This window comes from Mannheimia sp. USDA-ARS-USMARC-1261 (assembly GCF_000521605.1).
GTDB classification, from domain to species: Bacteria; Pseudomonadota; Gammaproteobacteria; order Enterobacterales; family Pasteurellaceae; genus Mannheimia; species Mannheimia indoligenes.
Genome location: NZ_CP006942.1, coordinates 1,324,881 through 1,341,532, shown reverse-complemented (window position 1 = coordinate 1,341,532; position 16,652 = coordinate 1,324,881). Strand labels below are relative to the sequence as shown.

The 16,652-nt window shown below is 37.6% G+C and carries 16 protein-coding genes, 1 other RNA gene, 2 pseudogenes and 1 riboswitch; of the genes and pseudogenes, 15 read left to right on the top strand and 4 right to left on the bottom strand.

Features of this window, described 5'->3' with window-relative positions; all coding sequences use genetic code 11:
- The first annotated feature begins 63 nt into the window (after positions 1 to 63).
- The 8 genes and pseudogenes from rplY to X781_RS06505 all read left to right on the top strand — a co-directional run.
- Positions 64 to 351 (top strand): 50S ribosomal protein L25, encoded by a 288-nt coding sequence (gene rplY, locus X781_RS06525; RefSeq protein WP_025236087.1) that lies wholly within the window; start codon positions 64 to 66, stop codon positions 349 to 351.
- Positions 352 to 473: 122 nt separating this feature from the next.
- Positions 474 to 853, top strand: an RNA gene (gene rnpB / locus X781_RS11845) — RNase P RNA component class A.
- A 57-nt stretch (positions 854 to 910) separates the two neighbouring features.
- On the top strand, positions 911 to 1,552 hold the full coding sequence (locus X781_RS06520; RefSeq protein WP_025236086.1) for a DUF1007 family protein: 642 nt from the start codon (positions 911 to 913) through the stop codon (positions 1,550 to 1,552).
- Positions 1,543 to 2,556, top strand: coding sequence for a nickel/cobalt transporter (locus X781_RS06515; protein WP_025236085.1), 1,014 nt, complete (start codon positions 1,543 to 1,545; stop codon positions 2,554 to 2,556). The genes X781_RS06520 and X781_RS06515 overlap by 10 nt, the downstream gene beginning before the upstream one ends.
- A 103-nt stretch (positions 2,557 to 2,659) precedes the next feature.
- Positions 2,660 to 4,105, top strand: a complete 1,446-nt coding sequence (locus tag X781_RS06510) for an alanine/glycine:cation symporter family protein (protein WP_025236084.1) — start codon at positions 2,660 to 2,662, stop codon at positions 4,103 to 4,105.
- Positions 4,106 to 4,205: 100 nt separating this feature from the next.
- Positions 4,206 to 4,265: pseudogene (locus X781_RS12665) on the top strand (hypothetical protein); the annotation flags it as partial.
- A gap of 135 nt (positions 4,266 to 4,400) precedes the next feature.
- Complete coding sequence (locus tag X781_RS12660; protein ID WP_442914779.1) at positions 4,401 to 4,625, top strand: hypothetical protein; 225 nt, start codon at positions 4,401 to 4,403, stop codon at positions 4,623 to 4,625.
- A gap of 20 nt (positions 4,626 to 4,645) precedes the next feature.
- Positions 4,646 to 5,083 (top strand): annotated as a pseudogene (locus tag X781_RS06505) (IS256 family transposase, variant Zn-binding type); the annotation flags it as partial.
- A gap of 169 nt (positions 5,084 to 5,252) precedes the next feature.
- Here the strand turns inward: X781_RS06505 and metX are convergent.
- Entirely contained in the window at positions 5,253 to 6,326 is a 1,074-nt protein-coding gene (metX, locus tag X781_RS06500) for a homoserine O-acetyltransferase MetX (RefSeq protein WP_025236083.1), read from the bottom strand.
- 342 nt (positions 6,327 to 6,668) lie between these two features.
- On the opposite strand from metX, the gene X781_RS06495 reads away from it, so the two are divergent.
- A complete protein-coding gene (locus X781_RS06495) occupies positions 6,669 to 7,283 on the top strand; it encodes a SanA/YdcF family protein (protein ID WP_428981752.1) in 615 nt (204 codons plus the stop codon).
- Between the two features lie 30 nt (positions 7,284 to 7,313).
- Here X781_RS06495 and purU read toward each other — a convergent pair whose 3' ends face one another.
- Both purU and X781_RS06485 read right to left on the bottom strand, forming a co-directional pair.
- Positions 7,314 to 8,150 carry a formyltetrahydrofolate deformylase gene (purU, locus tag X781_RS06490; RefSeq protein ID WP_025236081.1) on the bottom strand — a complete coding sequence of 279 codons (837 nt, stop codon included), beginning with the start codon at positions 8,148 to 8,150 and terminating at the stop codon, positions 7,314 to 7,316.
- A 73-nt stretch (positions 8,151 to 8,223) separates the two neighbouring features.
- Positions 8,224 to 8,643 carry an H-NS family histone-like protein gene (locus tag X781_RS06485; protein WP_025236080.1) on the bottom strand — a complete coding sequence of 140 codons (420 nt, stop codon included), beginning with the start codon at positions 8,641 to 8,643 and terminating at the stop codon, positions 8,224 to 8,226.
- 140 nt (positions 8,644 to 8,783) lie between these two features.
- Positions 8,784 to 8,953, top strand: a riboswitch (Lysine riboswitch).
- A 119-nt stretch (positions 8,954 to 9,072) separates the two neighbouring features.
- On the opposite strand from X781_RS06485, the gene X781_RS06480 reads away from it, so the two are divergent.
- The 6 genes from X781_RS06480 to X781_RS06455 all read left to right on the top strand — a co-directional run bounded on the left by X781_RS06480 (position 9,073) and on the right by X781_RS06455 (position 15,346).
- Positions 9,073 to 10,611 carry a Na+/H+ antiporter NhaC family protein gene (locus X781_RS06480; RefSeq protein ID WP_025236079.1) on the top strand — a complete coding sequence of 513 codons (1,539 nt, stop codon included), beginning with the start codon at positions 9,073 to 9,075 and terminating at the stop codon, positions 10,609 to 10,611.
- Between the two features lie 234 nt (positions 10,612 to 10,845).
- Positions 10,846 to 11,598, top strand: a complete 753-nt coding sequence (locus X781_RS06475) for an SDR family oxidoreductase (protein ID WP_025236078.1) — start codon at positions 10,846 to 10,848, stop codon at positions 11,596 to 11,598.
- Positions 11,599 to 11,646: 48 nt separating this feature from the next.
- Positions 11,647 to 12,837, top strand: a complete 1,191-nt coding sequence (gene trpB / locus X781_RS06470) for a tryptophan synthase subunit beta (RefSeq protein WP_025236077.1) — start codon at positions 11,647 to 11,649, stop codon at positions 12,835 to 12,837.
- Entirely contained in the window at positions 12,837 to 13,643 is an 807-nt protein-coding gene (gene trpA / locus X781_RS06465; protein WP_025236076.1) for a tryptophan synthase subunit alpha, read from the top strand. Before trpB ends, trpA begins: the two co-directional genes overlap by 1 nt.
- Before the next feature lie 135 nt (positions 13,644 to 13,778).
- Positions 13,779 to 14,102, top strand: a complete 324-nt coding sequence (locus tag X781_RS06460) for a sialidase family protein (RefSeq protein ID WP_144084205.1) — start codon at positions 13,779 to 13,781, stop codon at positions 14,100 to 14,102.
- Positions 14,099 to 15,346, top strand: a complete 1,248-nt coding sequence (locus tag X781_RS06455) for a sialidase family protein (RefSeq protein WP_025236074.1) — start codon at positions 14,099 to 14,101, stop codon at positions 15,344 to 15,346. Before X781_RS06460 ends, X781_RS06455 begins: the two co-directional genes overlap by 4 nt.
- Before the next feature lie 84 nt (positions 15,347 to 15,430).
- Here X781_RS06455 and X781_RS06450 read toward each other — a convergent pair whose 3' ends face one another.
- Entirely contained in the window at positions 15,431 to 16,456 is a 1,026-nt protein-coding gene (locus X781_RS06450) for a transferrin-binding protein-like solute binding protein (RefSeq protein ID WP_025236073.1), read from the bottom strand.
- Positions 16,457 to 16,652: the final 196 nt, after the last annotated feature.

The window sequence follows — 16,652 nt, the reverse complement described above, 5'->3', positions numbered from 1 at the left end:
CAGCTGGGTCGCCTGCTGTTTTTCTATTAACGGGATAATCCCAATATTTAAGAGAATAAAACAATGTCATTCAAATTTGAAGCTGAAGTTCGTTCAACGCAAGGTAAGGGTGCGAGCCGCCGCCTGCGTCATAATGGTCAAGTTCCTGCAATCATCTACGGTGGTAGTGCAGAACCTGTATCAATCATCTTAAACCACGATGATGTAAACAACGCACAAGTACACGATGCGTTCTACAACGAAGTTTTAACTATCGTTGTTGCGGGCAAAGAAGAGCAAGTTAAAGTACAAGCGATTCAACGCCACCCAACTAAACCAAAACTAGTTCACTTAGACTTCAAACGTGCGTAATCGCTCGTTAGTGAATTAAATAAAAGGATTAAGTTTTTGAAACTTAATCCTTTTTTGCATTTCTAATAGAGTTCAAGCGGTTAAATTTTTGCAAAATTTTGCAAATCTGCTATACTAAGTCCTGAGTTGGTTAGACAATCGCTGGTTTATTGAAGCCTCTAAATTCGTGAAAACGAGAACTGGGGGACAAGTAAACGAGAGGAAAGTCCGAGCTACACAGGGCAGAGTGCCGGATAACGTCCGGGAGGCGTGAGCCTACGACCAGTGCAACAGAGAGCAGACCGCCTGTTTCGGCAGGTAAGGGTGAAAGGGTGTGGTAAGAGCACACCGTGCCGGTGGTAACATTCGGCAGCAGGGTAAACTCCACTCGTAGCAAGACCAAATAGGAACTCAATCGGTTGCCCGCCGAGAGTTCGGGTAGGTTGCTTGAGCGTATGTGTAAATATACGCCTAGAGGAATGATTGTCCACGACAGAACTCGGCTTATCGACCGACTCACCAAATTTCTGAAAGCGAACAGGGCAACTTGTTCGCTTTTTATTTTTTACAGTGAATGGATATGAAATTATTAAAATCGTTTATTATTGCATTATCTACGTTATGTTCTAGTTATGCGTTTTCTCACCCGCATTCGTTTGTCGATCTAAAAAATAAAGTGATTGTAGACGGCACAATGTTGAAATCATTCCAAATGGAATGGATGCTTGATGAAATTGCCTCTTCTGAATTGATTTATGAGATGAATAATAGTGCGGATAAAGAGAAAACTCGTAAAGATATTACCGCAGAAATGGTACAGTCCGCCCTGCAAAACCATTATTTCAGCGTGTTATACGATAGTAAAAATCAGCCGATAAAATTTACCACTCAACCGACAGATACGCGTTTTGAAATCAAAAATAATCGAGTAGTGTTTTATATTACCTTTCATTTAAGTCAGCTTTATGACTTGAAACAAAATAAGGCAAGATTTTCGACTTATGAACCAAGTTACTATATTGCAATGGAATATAACCGTGCTAATGAGATTAGTATCAGTAATACCGGCTGTAAAGTTGCATTAGTACAGCCACAGGTGGATAGCAAATTACGTTTATATGCTTCGAGCTTGGATAAAACTCAGTCGCCAGATATGCTAAATAATGAAGATTATTCATTAGGGGCACAATTTGCACAGAAAGTGGAGATTGTATGCGATTGAAGTCAAAACAATGGGGAATACTAGCGGTCGGATTTCTCACATTTTTTGCACTTTATCAACTTTATCCGATTTTGCTATTTAAAGTGATGGAGTGGCAAAAGGTATTTAATTCGGCTCTTTCCGGCTCGTTAAACGCATTGAGCGATAATCAGACCAAAGCGGGGCTTACTTTAGTTTTTATCAGCTTTTTATATGGCGTATTTCACGCCGTAGGTCCCGGGCACGGTAAGTTTATTCTAACGAGCTACCTTTCTCTTGAAAAAACGAAGCTCAATCAGGCAATGAAAATTACTTTCGCCTCAGCTTTAGTGCAAGGATTAGTGGCGGTTTTGCTCGTTACTGTGATTGTGGTTATTTTTACACTTTCCCGCCAATATTTTAATTTAACTTTGAAATGGGTAGAGCGTGCTAGCTTCGCCATTATGATTTTGCTTGGGGTTTATTGGTGCTATCAGGTTTTCAAAGAGACAAAGAAAGTGAGTAAACCTAAAATTAAATCAATTCGGTTCTCTCAACAAGTGGCACAACAACCCATTGTGCAAAAAATTCCACAAAAACGACCGCTTGTTCAGCATAATCACCACGTTCACGATGAACACTGTGGCTGTGGACATAAACATTTACCCACCTCAAATGAAATGCAGAAAGCTAGAGATTGGAAAACACAGCTAATGCTGATTTTGAGTATTGGTGCGAGACCTTGCTCTGGGGCAATTTTAGTCTTATTCCTCTCTTATACCTTAGATCTTTATTTTTGGGGCGTAATTTCAGCCTTAGTAATGGCAATCGGAACAGGTTTTACCTTAAGCCTATTTGCTTATTTAGTGATTGTGGCAAGGAATAAAGCGGTTAAAGTGAGTGGTTGGTATTTTTCTGCTCAGATGAATAAAAATGCGGTTCGATTATTCAAATTTGGTTTGGGGATAGCATTGATTTTATTGGGAACTACGCTGGTTCATAGTAGCTTTATTGATACCGGTACCGGTATTTTATTTAGACGTTAATTGAATACCGATTAAAAATTGTTATATAAAGTATCAAAAAAACTGTTTAAAAAAGTGAAATCGGTTAAACTAACTCGTTTTTATTTTAATTTAAGAGGTCTTTATGGATTCTATTATTTTATTCTTTGAAGGTATTCTCACTTGGGTCGTCAATACGATTGATGCTCCACTTTGGGATATTACTATTATTCTATTACTAGGTGCAGGTCTGTTTTTTACTATTACCACAGGTTTTGTTCAGCTTCGTCTTTTCCCTCAAAGTTTGCGTGAAATGTGGGGTGGTCGTTCTGCTTCAGGTCAATCTCTCACGCCATTCCAAGCTTTTACGACGGGTTTAGCAAGTCGTGTTGGGGTTGGTAACATCGGTGGGGTTGCAACCGCTATTGCATTAGGTGGACCAGGAGCAGTTTTCTGGATGTGGGTAACTGCATTAATGGGTATGAGCTCTGCGTTTGCTGAGTCCTCTCTTGCTCAGTTATATAAAACCAAAGATCCGAACGGTATGTTTCGTGGTGGACCGGCTTACTACATTACTCGTGGTTTAAAACTTCCTTCATTAGCCATTGCGTTTGCGGTAACCCTAATCTTTACTTTTGGTTTTGCCTTCAATGCGGTGCAATCAAATTCTATTGTAGAAGCAACTAAAAATGCGTGGGATTGGAATCCGGTTTATGTCGGTGTTACCTTAGTAGTGATTACCGGAATTATTATTTCCGGTGGGGTAAAACGTATCGGTAAAGTGTCCGCACAAGTAGTACCAATGATGGCATTATTCTACCTCATTATTGCCGTTATTATTTTAGGTATGAATATTGAACGAGTACCACATATTATCGGTTTAATTATTGAAAGTGCTTTTGACTTCTCAGCCGCAGCGGGTGGTATGTTCGGGGCATTGGTTTCAAAAACGATGTTAATGGGGATTAAGCGTGGCTTATTCTCAAACGAAGCAGGTATGGGGTCTGCTCCAAACTCTGCAGCAACATCAGATGCTAAACACCCGGCAAGTCAAGGTTTAATCCAAATGTTAGGTGTATTTGTCGATACACTTGTTGTTTGTACCTGTACCGCAATTATTATCTTAATGTCGGACAATTATGGCGGAGAAAGTTTAAGAGGTATTTCTCTCACTCAAACAGCATTGCAATTCCACTTAGGCGAGTTTGGTTTACACTTCTTAGCTTTTGTTATTCTACTGTTTTGTTTTACCTCTATTATTGGTAATTACGCTTATGCAGAAACCAACATTCGTTACATCAAAAACAAAGCGTGGTTTGTCTGGAGCTTCCGTGCAGTGGTATTATTCTTCGTTTACTTTGGTGCAGTTCGAGATGGTGGTATTGTATGGGCATTTGCTGATACTGTAATGGCATCAATGGCGGTTATCAACCTAGTCGCAATTTTAATTCTTGCTCCGATTGTGTGGGTTATTATGAAAGACTATATTCGTCAACTAAAACAAGGCAAAGAGCCGGTATTTAGAATTGAAGAACACCAAGATTTAATTCACAAAGGTGTTGATCCATTAATTTGGAAATCAAAAGAGTAACTTGAAACATAAAAAAACAGACATAGTAGACAAAATAGTTGCTAAAAAGTGGCTTAAAGCCTTATAGTACAAGGCTTTAAGCCCTATTTTTGAAAAATGAATAAAAAACTGCCCATTTTGCCAAAGTACGAATATCAAGAAGCACGGTAAGCAAAATAATATTCAACGCCATTATTGCAATCAATGTAATAAAACCTTTACCTTTCAAAAGAAATTAAACGCTATTCAAATTTGGTCTGATTACACGACAGGAAAACAGACTTATCCGCAACTTGCTGAAAAATATCATTGTTCGGTGAGAACTATTCAACGATATATTGAAAAAGCCCCTAAAAGCCAGGCAAATATAATAGAAGGAAAATATCTGAATATTATTATGGATACCACTTTCTTTGGTCGAGAATTTGGTGTATTGGTTTTAATCAATAGTCTGAAAAAGAAGGTAATCTATCATCGTTTTGTAAAAACAGAAAAAGATGTTTATTATCAGTTACCTGCGATGGTCGGAGGGGATTATTAAAAGATTTACTCAATACCCCGACACAAATGTGCCAGTTTCATATGATTGCGATAGTGATGCGTAAATTAGGCAGAAAACACCAATCTCAAGCCGGAAAGGAATTAAAAATTCTTGTTAAGACTTTCACAAAGAGTACGAAAAATATATTTTATAGGGAACTACACAATTGGTATTTAAAACATCAGGACTTTTTAAATGAACGTTCAGATATAGCGAATGAGAGAGGTTATTTCCCTTATAAACATCGAAATATAAGGGGAGCTTATGCCAGTTTAAAGCGATATCACGATTATTTATTTACTTTCGAGAAATACCCTGAGCTAAATATTGAAAGAACCACAAATAGAGCGGAAAGTCTTTTTAAAGACTTAAAGCAGAAGTTAAATAATCACAACGGATTAACAAAGAAACATAAGTTGATGTTTATAAAGGATTTTTTGAATAAAAAAAGTTACTAACCTAATCAAAAAATAAGGTTAGCAACTATTTTGTCCACTTGGCATAGTTTTTGTAAAATCAGCAACTATTTTGTCTACTATGCCTAATAAAATATAAAACGACAAAAAGCACACTTTGGTGTGCTTTTTTGCGATTACAAGCGGTTATATTTATAATAAAAAATGCAAATTACTTTTCCAGCCCTTTTCTAATCATCGGCTCGAAGAAATCATAATCAACCAGAAAGGCATCATGTCCGAAATCAGAGTGGAACTCGTGAAAATCCAAATTCACTCCGGCTTGTTCTAATTTCTGTTTGCTTTTATACACATCAACTTGTTTGAATAGCTGATCGCTGGTTACTGCTACAAAAACATAATTGGCTTTAATGCGTTTTAACGCAGCTTCTTCATTTTCATAGCCAAGTGCGGGGTCATACAAATCTAAGGCTCTTAATAAGCGAAGGTAAGTATTGGCATCAAATCGACCTAAAAATTTTGTGCCTTGATAGCTTAAGTAAGATTCTACTTGAAAATGATCACCCCAAATTTGCCCTTGCTGTTTGGTTTCCCGCCCGAAAGCTTTAGCCAGCTGAATATCCGTGCGGTAAGTCAGCATTCCTAACATTCGAGCAATTTTTAAGCCATTATCGGGTGCGATGCCATCATAATAATCTCCACCGTTGAAATGCGGATCGTTAATAATCGCCTGACGCATAACGTGGTTAAAGCCAATCGCTTCCGCACTTAAAGTAAGTGAAGAACAAAGGTTGATAATATTACGTACCTGATCCGGGTAGCTAATGCCCCATTGCGTGGCTTGCATTCCACCAAAAGAGCCACCAATGACAGCGTGGAGAATCGGAATTTCTAAGTAATCAATTAAGGCTTTTTGTACATTAACAATATCTTGAACCGTAATAATCGGGAATTGGCTACCGTAAGGTTTATTGGTTTTCGGATCAATTGAAGAAGGACCTGTTGTGCCTTTACAACCACCTAAAACATTACTACAAATAAAGAAATATTTTTCGGTATCAAAGGCTAAGCCTTTGCCGATAAAATCCTGCCACCAGCCTTTCTCGGTTGCAGAGTCGTAATAAGGCTCGGCATCGCCGGTTAAGGCGTGGCAGATCAACACAGCATTGCTTTTATCTGCATTTAATTCGCCGTAAGTTTGGTAAGCCACTGTGATAGGGGAAAGTTCGCCACCTAGTGAAAGGGGCAATGGCGTTTCCTCAAAAAGTGTAATGTGCTGAGCCATAGAATCCTTATTTGCAAAAAATATGCTTTTTTAACCGCTTGTAATTGTAATAATATGGTTAAATTAACGGTGTTGTTGTCAATTGTCAAGAAATTTTAGCCGTCTAAACGTCTAGATTTTTAAACGGCTAAAATTTTTAGGTTTTAGGTGTGATAAATAGAGCTTAGGACTTAACAAACACACTAAAATAGAATAAATTGATTGAACAATCAGACAACTTTGTTTGTCTTTAATATACTCATTATTTGAGTAATAAGAATAAATAAGTGATTTTTGGAAGTCGAAATTTAAGGGGCTAGGTCATTGCCGTTTTTTCATCAAATTAAGCAATTGGGCATAAAAATACTGAAAGTGATTGTGATCTTACACTTAATAGGAATTGCAACCCTATTAATTGTGGATTCAATAACGAGTTATGCTGTGCGGGATAAAGTCTATAGTGAGATTAACGATCTGCCTCATAGAGATTATGCCGTAGTGCTCGGTACAGCGAAATTTTACTCAAAAAATGTGATCAATGAATATTACAAATATCGTTTAGAAGCAGCAAAGCAATTAGTGAAAAGTGAAAAAGTAAATAAACTTTTAGTTAGTGGTGATAATAAAACCCCTTATTATAATGAGCCTAAAACAATGACTAATGATTTGCTGAAAATGGGCATACCTCAGCTACAAATTAAGCAAGATTATGCGGGCTATACTACTTTTGATTCAATTATAAGAGCGACAGAGGTTTATAAATTACCGCCGTTTACGATTGTCTCACAGAAGTTTCATTGTGAAAGAGCATTATTTATTGCGAAATTTAAAAATATTGATGCTATTTGTTATGCAGCGAAATATCCTGAAGGGGCTTATCAAGTAAGGTTAAGAGAGATTTTGGCAAGAACGGCAATGCTATTTAATTTGTTAATAGGTAAAATGCCTGAAACGTTGGAAGATATTCCATCTAAATAAAATAGCCAGTTTCAATCACTGGCTATTTTTTTATAAAATAATGGTTTTGTTTTTATAAACAAAGATCTTATCAGCAAGTACTAATTCTAATGCTTGACTGAGAACGGTTTTCTCTACATCCCGCCCGGCACGCATCATAGCCTCTGCAGTATAGGTGTGATCCACGTTGATCACATTTTGCATAATAATTGGACCTTCATCTAATTCATCATTTACAAAATGAGCCGTTGCACCAATAATTTTTACACCACGTTCGTAAGCTCGTTGATATGGTTTCGCACCAATAAATGCAGGTAAGAAAGAGTGGTGGATATTCACAACACGATTTGGGTAACGTGCTACAAATTCGGGATTAAGCACGCGCATATATTTAGCTAGTACAATATAATCCGGGGCGTATTCGTCAATTTTATCGGCTAATAATTTATCGTGTTCAACACGTGTTAGATTTTCGTGGCTAACTAAGTGGAATGGTACATCAAAGCGTTCAACTAACTCTCTTAATGTATCGTGATTACCAATTACAGCAGCAATTTCTACATCTAAACCACCGTAATAGTTTTTCATTAATAAATCACCTAAACAGTGAGCTTCTTTGGTTACTAAAATAACAATACGCTTTCTCTGTTTTGGTAATAATTTATAAATAGAACCTTCGGGTAAAGTAAATTCTAGATCGGTTAGTAATGTTTTATCGTTAAAAATACCGTTTAACTCAGTACGCATAAAAAAGCGTTTCGTTTCGTTGTCCACAAATTCCGAGTTTTTAATAATATTTAATTGGTGTTTGTAACAAATATTGGTGATTTTAGCGACTAATCCTGTATCATCAGGGCATTCTGTTAATAAAATTTTATGCTCAAGCATTTGATATCCTATTTATAAAAATAAGAGAACTCAATTAGAGTTCTCTCATATCTAATCTTTATTAAATAATAAATTAAATAGCAAAATCTTCTAATTTCTTGCCTTTATCAAGTGCTTCTTGTAATGCCTTTGGTGTTCTGCCTTGACCCGTCCACGTTTTTTCATTACCTTCAGCGTCAACAAATTTATATTTGGCAGGGCGAGGAGCAACCGGTTTGCGTGCTTTAGGGACTTTACGACCTTTAATCACTTTATCTGCTAATAATTGAGCTAATTCATCAATAGAAAGTCCATCTTGTTTTAACATTTCGGCGTATTTATTTAAGCTTTCTAATTGTTTTGCTTTTTCTTGCTCTTCTTTTCTAATTTCTTCTTCTTTTTCAGCAATAATAGTATCTAATTTTTCAGCAAATGATTTTAATTGTTCAAGTGCTAAATCTTTAGCAAATACTCTTAACCTACGAAGGTTTAAAAGGCTTTTTAAATCTGACATTGTATTCTCCTAATATTTTAGTAACGAAGTGAATTTTATTCTTCTTTATCATATATTAAAAGATATTTGAGGTAAATAAATATAAATAAAAAAGAGGTACTTTATATCTTCGGATATTCGTGGTATCTTTACGTCATCCTACAAAATGTAGAGGTGCAAATTCAATAAGTATTTTTTCTGAGTGGAAAACGATGAAGAAAAAGGAAAGGTGGATTTGCCGAAATCAATTAGGCGTCATCTTAATTGGTTGGGGTCGTTCTCGAAAGAAACGACACTGTCGTAGTAAACGCTACGGAGTGCTACTGTTAGGGTGGGTTTTAGTTTTTCATATTTCCTTCCTTTATATTTATTCCTATAAATATCTCAGTACATCTCTTGTTTGGCTATTATTTTTATATACAAATTATACAAAGTCATTTTAGAGGTTTTATGAATCTAGTTGATTATTCCACATCGTTTTGGTCTGTGTTACCGGCTCTGATTGCATTAATTTTAGCGATTGTTACACGCAAAGTGATTATTTCATTAAGCATTGGGATTATATTTGGTGCATTTATGCTAACCAATAGTAATTTTCTTGATGCACTTACTTATATTAAAAATAGTGTTGTTTCTTTAGTTTATAAAGGAGCTGAAGAAGGTTTAAATTCTAACAACATCAATATCATTTTATTCTTAATTTTATTAGGTGTATTAACTTCTTTATTAAGCATTTCAGGAAGTAATCAAGCCTTTGCGAATTGGGCTCAGAAAAGAATCAAAGACAAACGTGGTGCAAAATTAATAGCCGCAGGTTTAGTATTTTTCACTTTTATTGATGACTATTTCCATAGTTTAGCGGTAGGGGCAATTGCTCGCCCGGTAACGGATAAATTTAATGTTTCTCGTGCAAAATTAGCTTATATCCTTGACTCAACTGCTGCACCAATGTGTGTATTAATGCCAATTTCAAGTTGGGGAGCTTACATTATTACCTTAATTGCCGGTTTATTAGCAACTCATTCAATCACGGGCTATTCTCCGCTTGGTGCATTTATGACGATGAGTGCAATGAATTTCTATGCGATTTTCTCAATGATTATGGTGTTCTTCGTAGCTTATTTCTCATTCGATATCGGCTCAATGGCTCGTTTTGAACGCCAAGCAGAACATTTAGCAGAAGTAGAGGAAGAAAGTATTGAAGTTAAAGGGCGTATGCGTAATTTAGTGTTCCCTATTGTTGCTTTAATTGTGGTTACGGTTGCAATGATGATTAAAACCGGTGCCGATGCCTTAGCGGAATCAAACACTCCATTTTCGATTTTAGGTGCTTTTGAAAATACCACTGTGGGTATTTCGTTAGTGGTAGGCGGTCTAGCTGCATTGGTAGTTGCCAGCATTTGTATTATGGCAAGCGGTCATATTTCACTAAAAAATTACGTTCGTGCCTATGGTTTAGGCGTAAAAATGATGTCCGGTGCAATTACCATTTTATTCTTTGCTTGGACAATTAATGGCGTAGTAAGCGATATGCAAACAGGTAAATACTTATCAGGCTTAGTTGGTGAGCATATTGCAGCAGGATTCTTACCGGCAATTTTATTCGTATTAGCCGCATTTATGGCATTCTCAACAGGCACAAGCTGGGGAACATTTGGTATTATGTTACCAATCGGTGCGGCAATGGCAGTTCATTCTGAGCCTGCATTAATCATTCCTTGCTTGTCGGCAGTAATGGCGGGGGCGGTATGTGGAGACCACTGTTCACCGGTGTCAGATACCACTATCTTATCTTCAACAGGTGCACAATGTAACCATATGGATCACGTTATTTCACAATTACCTTATGCGTTATTGGTTGCTGCTGCTTCTATTGTTGGCTACTTAGTAGTAGGTTTCACGCAATCTGCTTTATTAGGATTTGTAGCAACAGCCGCAGTGATGGCTGCCTTAATTTTAATTTTTAAAGCAAAAAAAGTAGGAAAATAAAGGTTAATTTCTAAAAATGTGAAGGCAATCACAGAATTAAATGGATTTATGATATAGAATGCCATTCAAGATATGGATATCGAATGTTGTGTTATATAAATCTTAAAATAAGATCCTCCTATGTATTTAGCGTACCTTTTGGTACGCTTTTTTCTTTTCTGAACGATATATTTCTTGCAATTTTTTAAATTTTGTACTACTTTAATAGTACATTTTAATTTTGAGAGTAAAACTATGAAAACTGCATTAGTAACAGGGGCAACCGCCGGTTTTGGTTTAGCAATTTGTAAATTACTTCTTCAATCAGGCTATAGAGTGATTGGCACAGGCAGACGTGCAGAGCGTTTAAGCGAACTACATTTGCAATTTGGCGACAATTTTCTACCGCTTGTATTTGATATTCAAGATTCCTCAGAAGTTGAAAAAGCATTAAATAGCCGCCCTCAAAGTTGGCGAAAGATTGACTTATTAGTGAATAATGCAGGTTTAGCACTAGGCTTAGAGCCTGCTCATAAAGCGGATTTAACTGATTGGTATCAAATGATTGATACTAATATTAAAGGCTTAGTAACAATGACACGCCTAGTTCTTCCTGAAATGGTTGAGCATAATTCAGGACATATTATTAATATCGGTTCGATTGCAGGAACTTACCCTTACCCGGGTGGGAATGTTTATGGCGGTACAAAAGCCTTTGTGAAGCAGTTTAGCTTAAATTTGCGTGCAGATCTAGCAGGCACAAAAGTACGGGTGTCTAACGTTGAGCCGGGCTTATGTGGTGGGACAGAATTTTCTAATGTTCGCTTTAAAGGCGATGACGAAAAAGCAGCAAAAATTTATGAAAATGTTGAATTTGTTCGCCCTGAAGATGTGGCTAATATCGTGCTTTGGTTAAATCAACAACCGGAACACGTCAATATTAACCGTGTTGAAGTAATGCCGGTAGCTCAAACCTCATCAGCCTTAAATGTAGCTAGAAATTTATAATTTTATACTCTCTTTCAAGACGAGAGAGGAAATAGAAAAGGAAATATTATGTCAGACACACTTCTTAACCCTTACTTCGGTGAATTTGGCGGAATGTATGTTCCTGAAATTTTAGTACCGGTACTCAAAGAATTAGAGCAAGCCTTTGTAGAAGCTCAACAAGATCCAACATTCCAAGCAGAATTTGCCGATTTACTCAAAAACTATGCAGGTCGTCCAACGGCACTTACGCTTTGCCGTAATTTAACCAAAGGTACAAACAGTAAACTCTATCTAAAACGTGAAGATTTATTACACGGTGGAGCTCATAAAACCAACCAAGTACTAGGGCAAATTTTACTCGCCAAACGAATGGGCAAAACCCGTATTATTGCCGAAACTGGAGCAGGGCAGCACGGTGTCGCAACCGCATTAGCTTGTGCAATGCTAGGTATGTCTTGTGTGGTTTATATGGGGGCAAAAGATGTGGAACGCCAATCGCCTAATGTGTTCCGTATGCGTTTAATGGGGGCGGATGTAATTCCTGTCGAAAAAGGTTCTTGCTCACTGAAAGATGCGTGCTGTGAGGCGATGCGTGATTGGGCGGCAAACTACGATACCACTCACTATTTAATTGGTACGGCAGCAGGTCCACATCCATTCCCGACAATGGTGCGTGAGTTCCAAAAAATGATTGGCGAAGAAACCAAACGTCAAATTTTAGCAAAAGAAGACCGCTTGCCGGATGCGGTGATTGCTGCCGTTGGCGGTGGCTCGAATGCAATCGGAATGTTTGCTGATTTCATCGAAGAAACGTCGGTACAATTAATCGGCGTTGAACCGGCAGGCAAAGGCATTGAAACAGGTGAACACGGTGCACCGCTTAAACACGGCACAACAGGAATTTACTTCGGTATGAAATCACCGATTATGCAAGATAAAGATGGACAAATTGAAGAATCTTACTCTATCTCGGCAGGTTTAGATTTCCCATCAGTTGGTCCGCAACACGCCTATTTAAATGCAACAGGCAGAGCTGATTATGTATCGATTACCGACCAAGAAGCATTAGATGCTTTCCAAGCACTCGCTAAAAATGAAGGGATTATTTCTGCGTTAGAGTCTTCACACGCCTTAGCTTATGCACTAAAGTTGATTAAGCAAAATCCTGAGAAAGAGCAACTATTAGTGGTAAATTTATCTGGACGTGGCGACAAAGATATTTTCACGGTCGATAAAATTTTAAATGGAGGTAACTAATGAGCCGTTTTGATAACGTATTTGAACGCTTAAAAGCGAAAAACGAAGGGGCTTTCGTGCCGTTTGTTACTTTATGCGATCCTGATTTTGACCGTAGTTTTGAAATTATTGAAACGATGATTGCCAATGGAGCTGATGCGTTAGAATTAGGCTTTCCATTTTCAGATCCATTACTAGATGGACCTGTTATTCAAGCAGCGAACAAACGTGCATTAGATGCAGGTTACAGTACAGATGCTTGCTTTACATTGATCGAAAAAATTAGAGCGAAATATCCCGATATTCCAATTGGTTTATTGCTTTGTGCGAACTTAATTTTTGTACCGAGTACGGAGAGGTTCTTCCAACGCTGCCAACAAACAGGTGTTGATGCGGTGTTAATTGCAGATTTACCTGTTTTAGCGGCAGAAGAATTTGTACCAACGGCTAAAAAATATGGTATTCAGCCTGTGTTTATCTGCCCGCCAAATGCAGATGAAAATACCATTCAACGCATTGCAAAATTAACTGAAGGCTATACTTATTTAGTTTCTCGTGCAGGTGTAACCAGTGCGGAAAACCAAGCTCACGCAAGTAATCTTGATAATTTAGTGGGGAGCTTAAAACAAGCGAATGCTGCACCAATCTTACAAGGTTTTGGTATTGCTAAACCGGAACAAGTGAAAGAAGCCTTAAGACTTGGTGCTGATGGGGCAATTTCAGGCTCGGCAATTGTGAAGATTATTGAACGTAATTTAGATAACCAAGCGAATTTGCTGGAAGAACTTGCTGAATTTGTACAAGCGATGAAAGCTGCGACTAAGTAACTGACAAGCGGTTATTTTACCGAAAAAATTTACAAACGCTTTTAACTTAAAAATAAGTTAAAAGCGTTTTGTTTTACTGTTCAAAATTAATACATTACGCTAGAATACGCCGCCTAAATGTTAAACCTAGACACTATGAAATCTGTTATCTTTTTTTGCCTATTCTACATTTTTTTATCTTATAGTTCCGCCAAGCAAACTGTTGGTGCAGTGAATGGCTATAGTGAACAAGAGCTGGAAATTGCGAGCAATATTGTTATTGGACAAGAAAAGCCACTTTTTGTGGCGAATAAATCGGCAAAAAATTACCGTATTCCCTCGCTATTAACCACAGAAAACGGCATTGTGTTAGCGGCAATTGATAAACATCAATTTGATAATAAGGATTGGGGTAATATTGATTTAGTTATCCGTCGAAGTTTGGATAACAGCAAAATTGGCAGAACGACCAAGTCGTGATCGATTTAATTGAGCAGCCCTACAATGCTCCTAATTTTGAAAATACCCAATCGGCATTTGTTATTGACCCTGTGATGGTACAAGACAAAAATTCCGAACGCATTTTCTTATTGGTGGATATGTACCCCGAATCGAGTGGCATTCATAGTCATATTACTTATCACGGCAAAAGAGAGCCTGCTAACCCAGCCAATGCGTTAGGTAGTGGTTATACTAAAATTGATGGTCAAGCCTTTTTGAAACTGATTGGTAAAGATCAGACCTATACTTTGCGAAAGCAAAGCCACACTTTAGGTCGAGTGTATGATACCCAAAACAATCCAACAGATTACCAAGTAGTAACTAAGGGCAACCCCGATAAAGCCTATCGAGATTTAGGCGATGTTTATTTGGGTGAAATGAACGATGCCAATTATCAAGGTAATATTTTTCTCTCCTCGCAAAAAGAGTTTAATCGTTCCGCCCCATTTACAGTGCAGAAAACCAGTTATTTATGGTTGATTTATAGCGATGATAACGGCAAAACGTGGTCAAATCCGATTGATTTAAACCCACAGTTGAAAACTGATTCGATGAAATTTCTTGGTACGGGTCCTGGTACAGGGGTTCAATTGGAAAGTGGAACGTTACTGGTGCCGGTTTATTTTATTGACCAATATGACAATGAACTGACTGCCGTCATCAAAAGTGAAGACGGTGGTGAAACTTGGCTAATGGGCGAAACGCCTATTAAATTTAATGGTAATAAAGCACCTTATAAGGCGAGTGAATCGCACATTGTGGAACTCAATGATGGTACGATAACGCTTTTTACCCGCACTAATAAAGGCAATGTATTGGTATCTAGCAGTAATACTGAAGGTATGACGTGGCAAAGTAGTGAATTTGATGCGGAGTTACTCAATTCCTACACGCAATTATCAGCAATAAAATATTCAAAAGAAATTAACGACAAAGAGTATGTACTGCTTTCTAACGCTCATTCTAAGCAAATGTGGAAACGCATTAATGGAAGAGTTTGGATTGGTGAAATCAAGTCAGATAATACCATTGATTGGCAAGATTATATTCAGATAACTGATGATAATGAAACTTTTGGCTACAGTAGCATTGCAGAGTTGCCGGACGGAAAAGTCGGTTTACTTTATGAAAAAGTGGGTGGGGAGATCAGATATGTTCGCTTAGAGGTTGAACAGATATTAAAAGATGATAGGCTAAATAACTACAAGCGGTCGTTTTTCTAAATTTTTGTTAAAAGACGATTATTTATTTAATTCTTGTAAATATAAAAAGACCGCTTGTAGCGGTCTTTGAAAGAAATTTAATCTTTATTTAGATTTCTCTGCTCGGAATACACCAATAGCATTTTGTTGGTCATTACCTTTACGAATATAGTCGCCGGCTAATTCTCCAGCATTCTCGCCAAAGAAACCACCCTGCACACTCACATAGTTTTTACTTCCAGAGAATGTGTTCTGGGTAATGCTTGCTGAAATTTCAACAGGCTCAAAACCACTATTTTCCATAGATGATTTAATTGTACCTGTTAGGGGTTTTTGGTTAAAATCAGCTGTAAACTCGGCTAAGCCATTATCATCAATAGTGTCAAGTTTACCTGCTTTATCATTTTTAGCATACAGGCTGAAACTGTGTCCTTTATAAGTCAGAGCACCTTCTTTAGGCATATTTTTTGTCTGATTTATATTGGCATTAAACAAATAACGATTTTCTAAGTCATTTTGCTGAACAAAAGCAATTAAGGTATTAGTGCCCTTTTGAACTATTAATGTGCTGTTTGCATCTTCAATGTTTATCTTATTACCATTTAAACCGGGTCTTGAAAGTGGGATTTGTTTACCTTCAACGTTTAGAAGTGTTGTCAGTTCAGTATCTGGCGAGGTTAAATGACCTGTTTCAATGCCCCCACTATTTTTAGGAATGGTAAATATACCACCAACGGTAGGAGAGTTTTGAGTGTAGGCAGTTTCTTCCTGTGGCAATAAATCATCTGGTTTTGGAGGCTGTGCTGGTTGAGCAGGCTGTGCTGGTTGAGCAGGCTGTGCTGGTTGAGCAGGCTGTGCTGGTTGAGCAGGTTGTGCTGGTTGAGCAGGTTGTGCTGGTTGAGCAGGTTGTGCTGGTTGAGCAGGTTGTGCTGGTTGAGCAGGCTGTGCTGGTTGAGCAGGCTGTGCTGGTTGAGCAGGCTGTGCTGGTTGAGCAGGCTGTGCTGGTTGAGCAGGCTGTGCTGGTTGAGCAGGTTGTGCTGGTTGAGCAGGTTGTACCGGTGATACCTGTTTATTATCAGTAGTGTTGCTACCACTACCACTGCTACCACAAGCCACTAAGCCAAGAGCCATTAAAATGGTTAATGCAACATTTGTTTTTTCATATCGAACCTCGTTAAGTTAGAAATAACCACCTAAATTGTATGCTTTTTATCTTAATAATCAAGCGAGTTTTATTAATTTACACTATTTTGTTAAGTTCAGCGATATAAGTCATTTCTTATTTATGGTAAACTCAATTACGATATATCTAAACTTGTAAAATGAT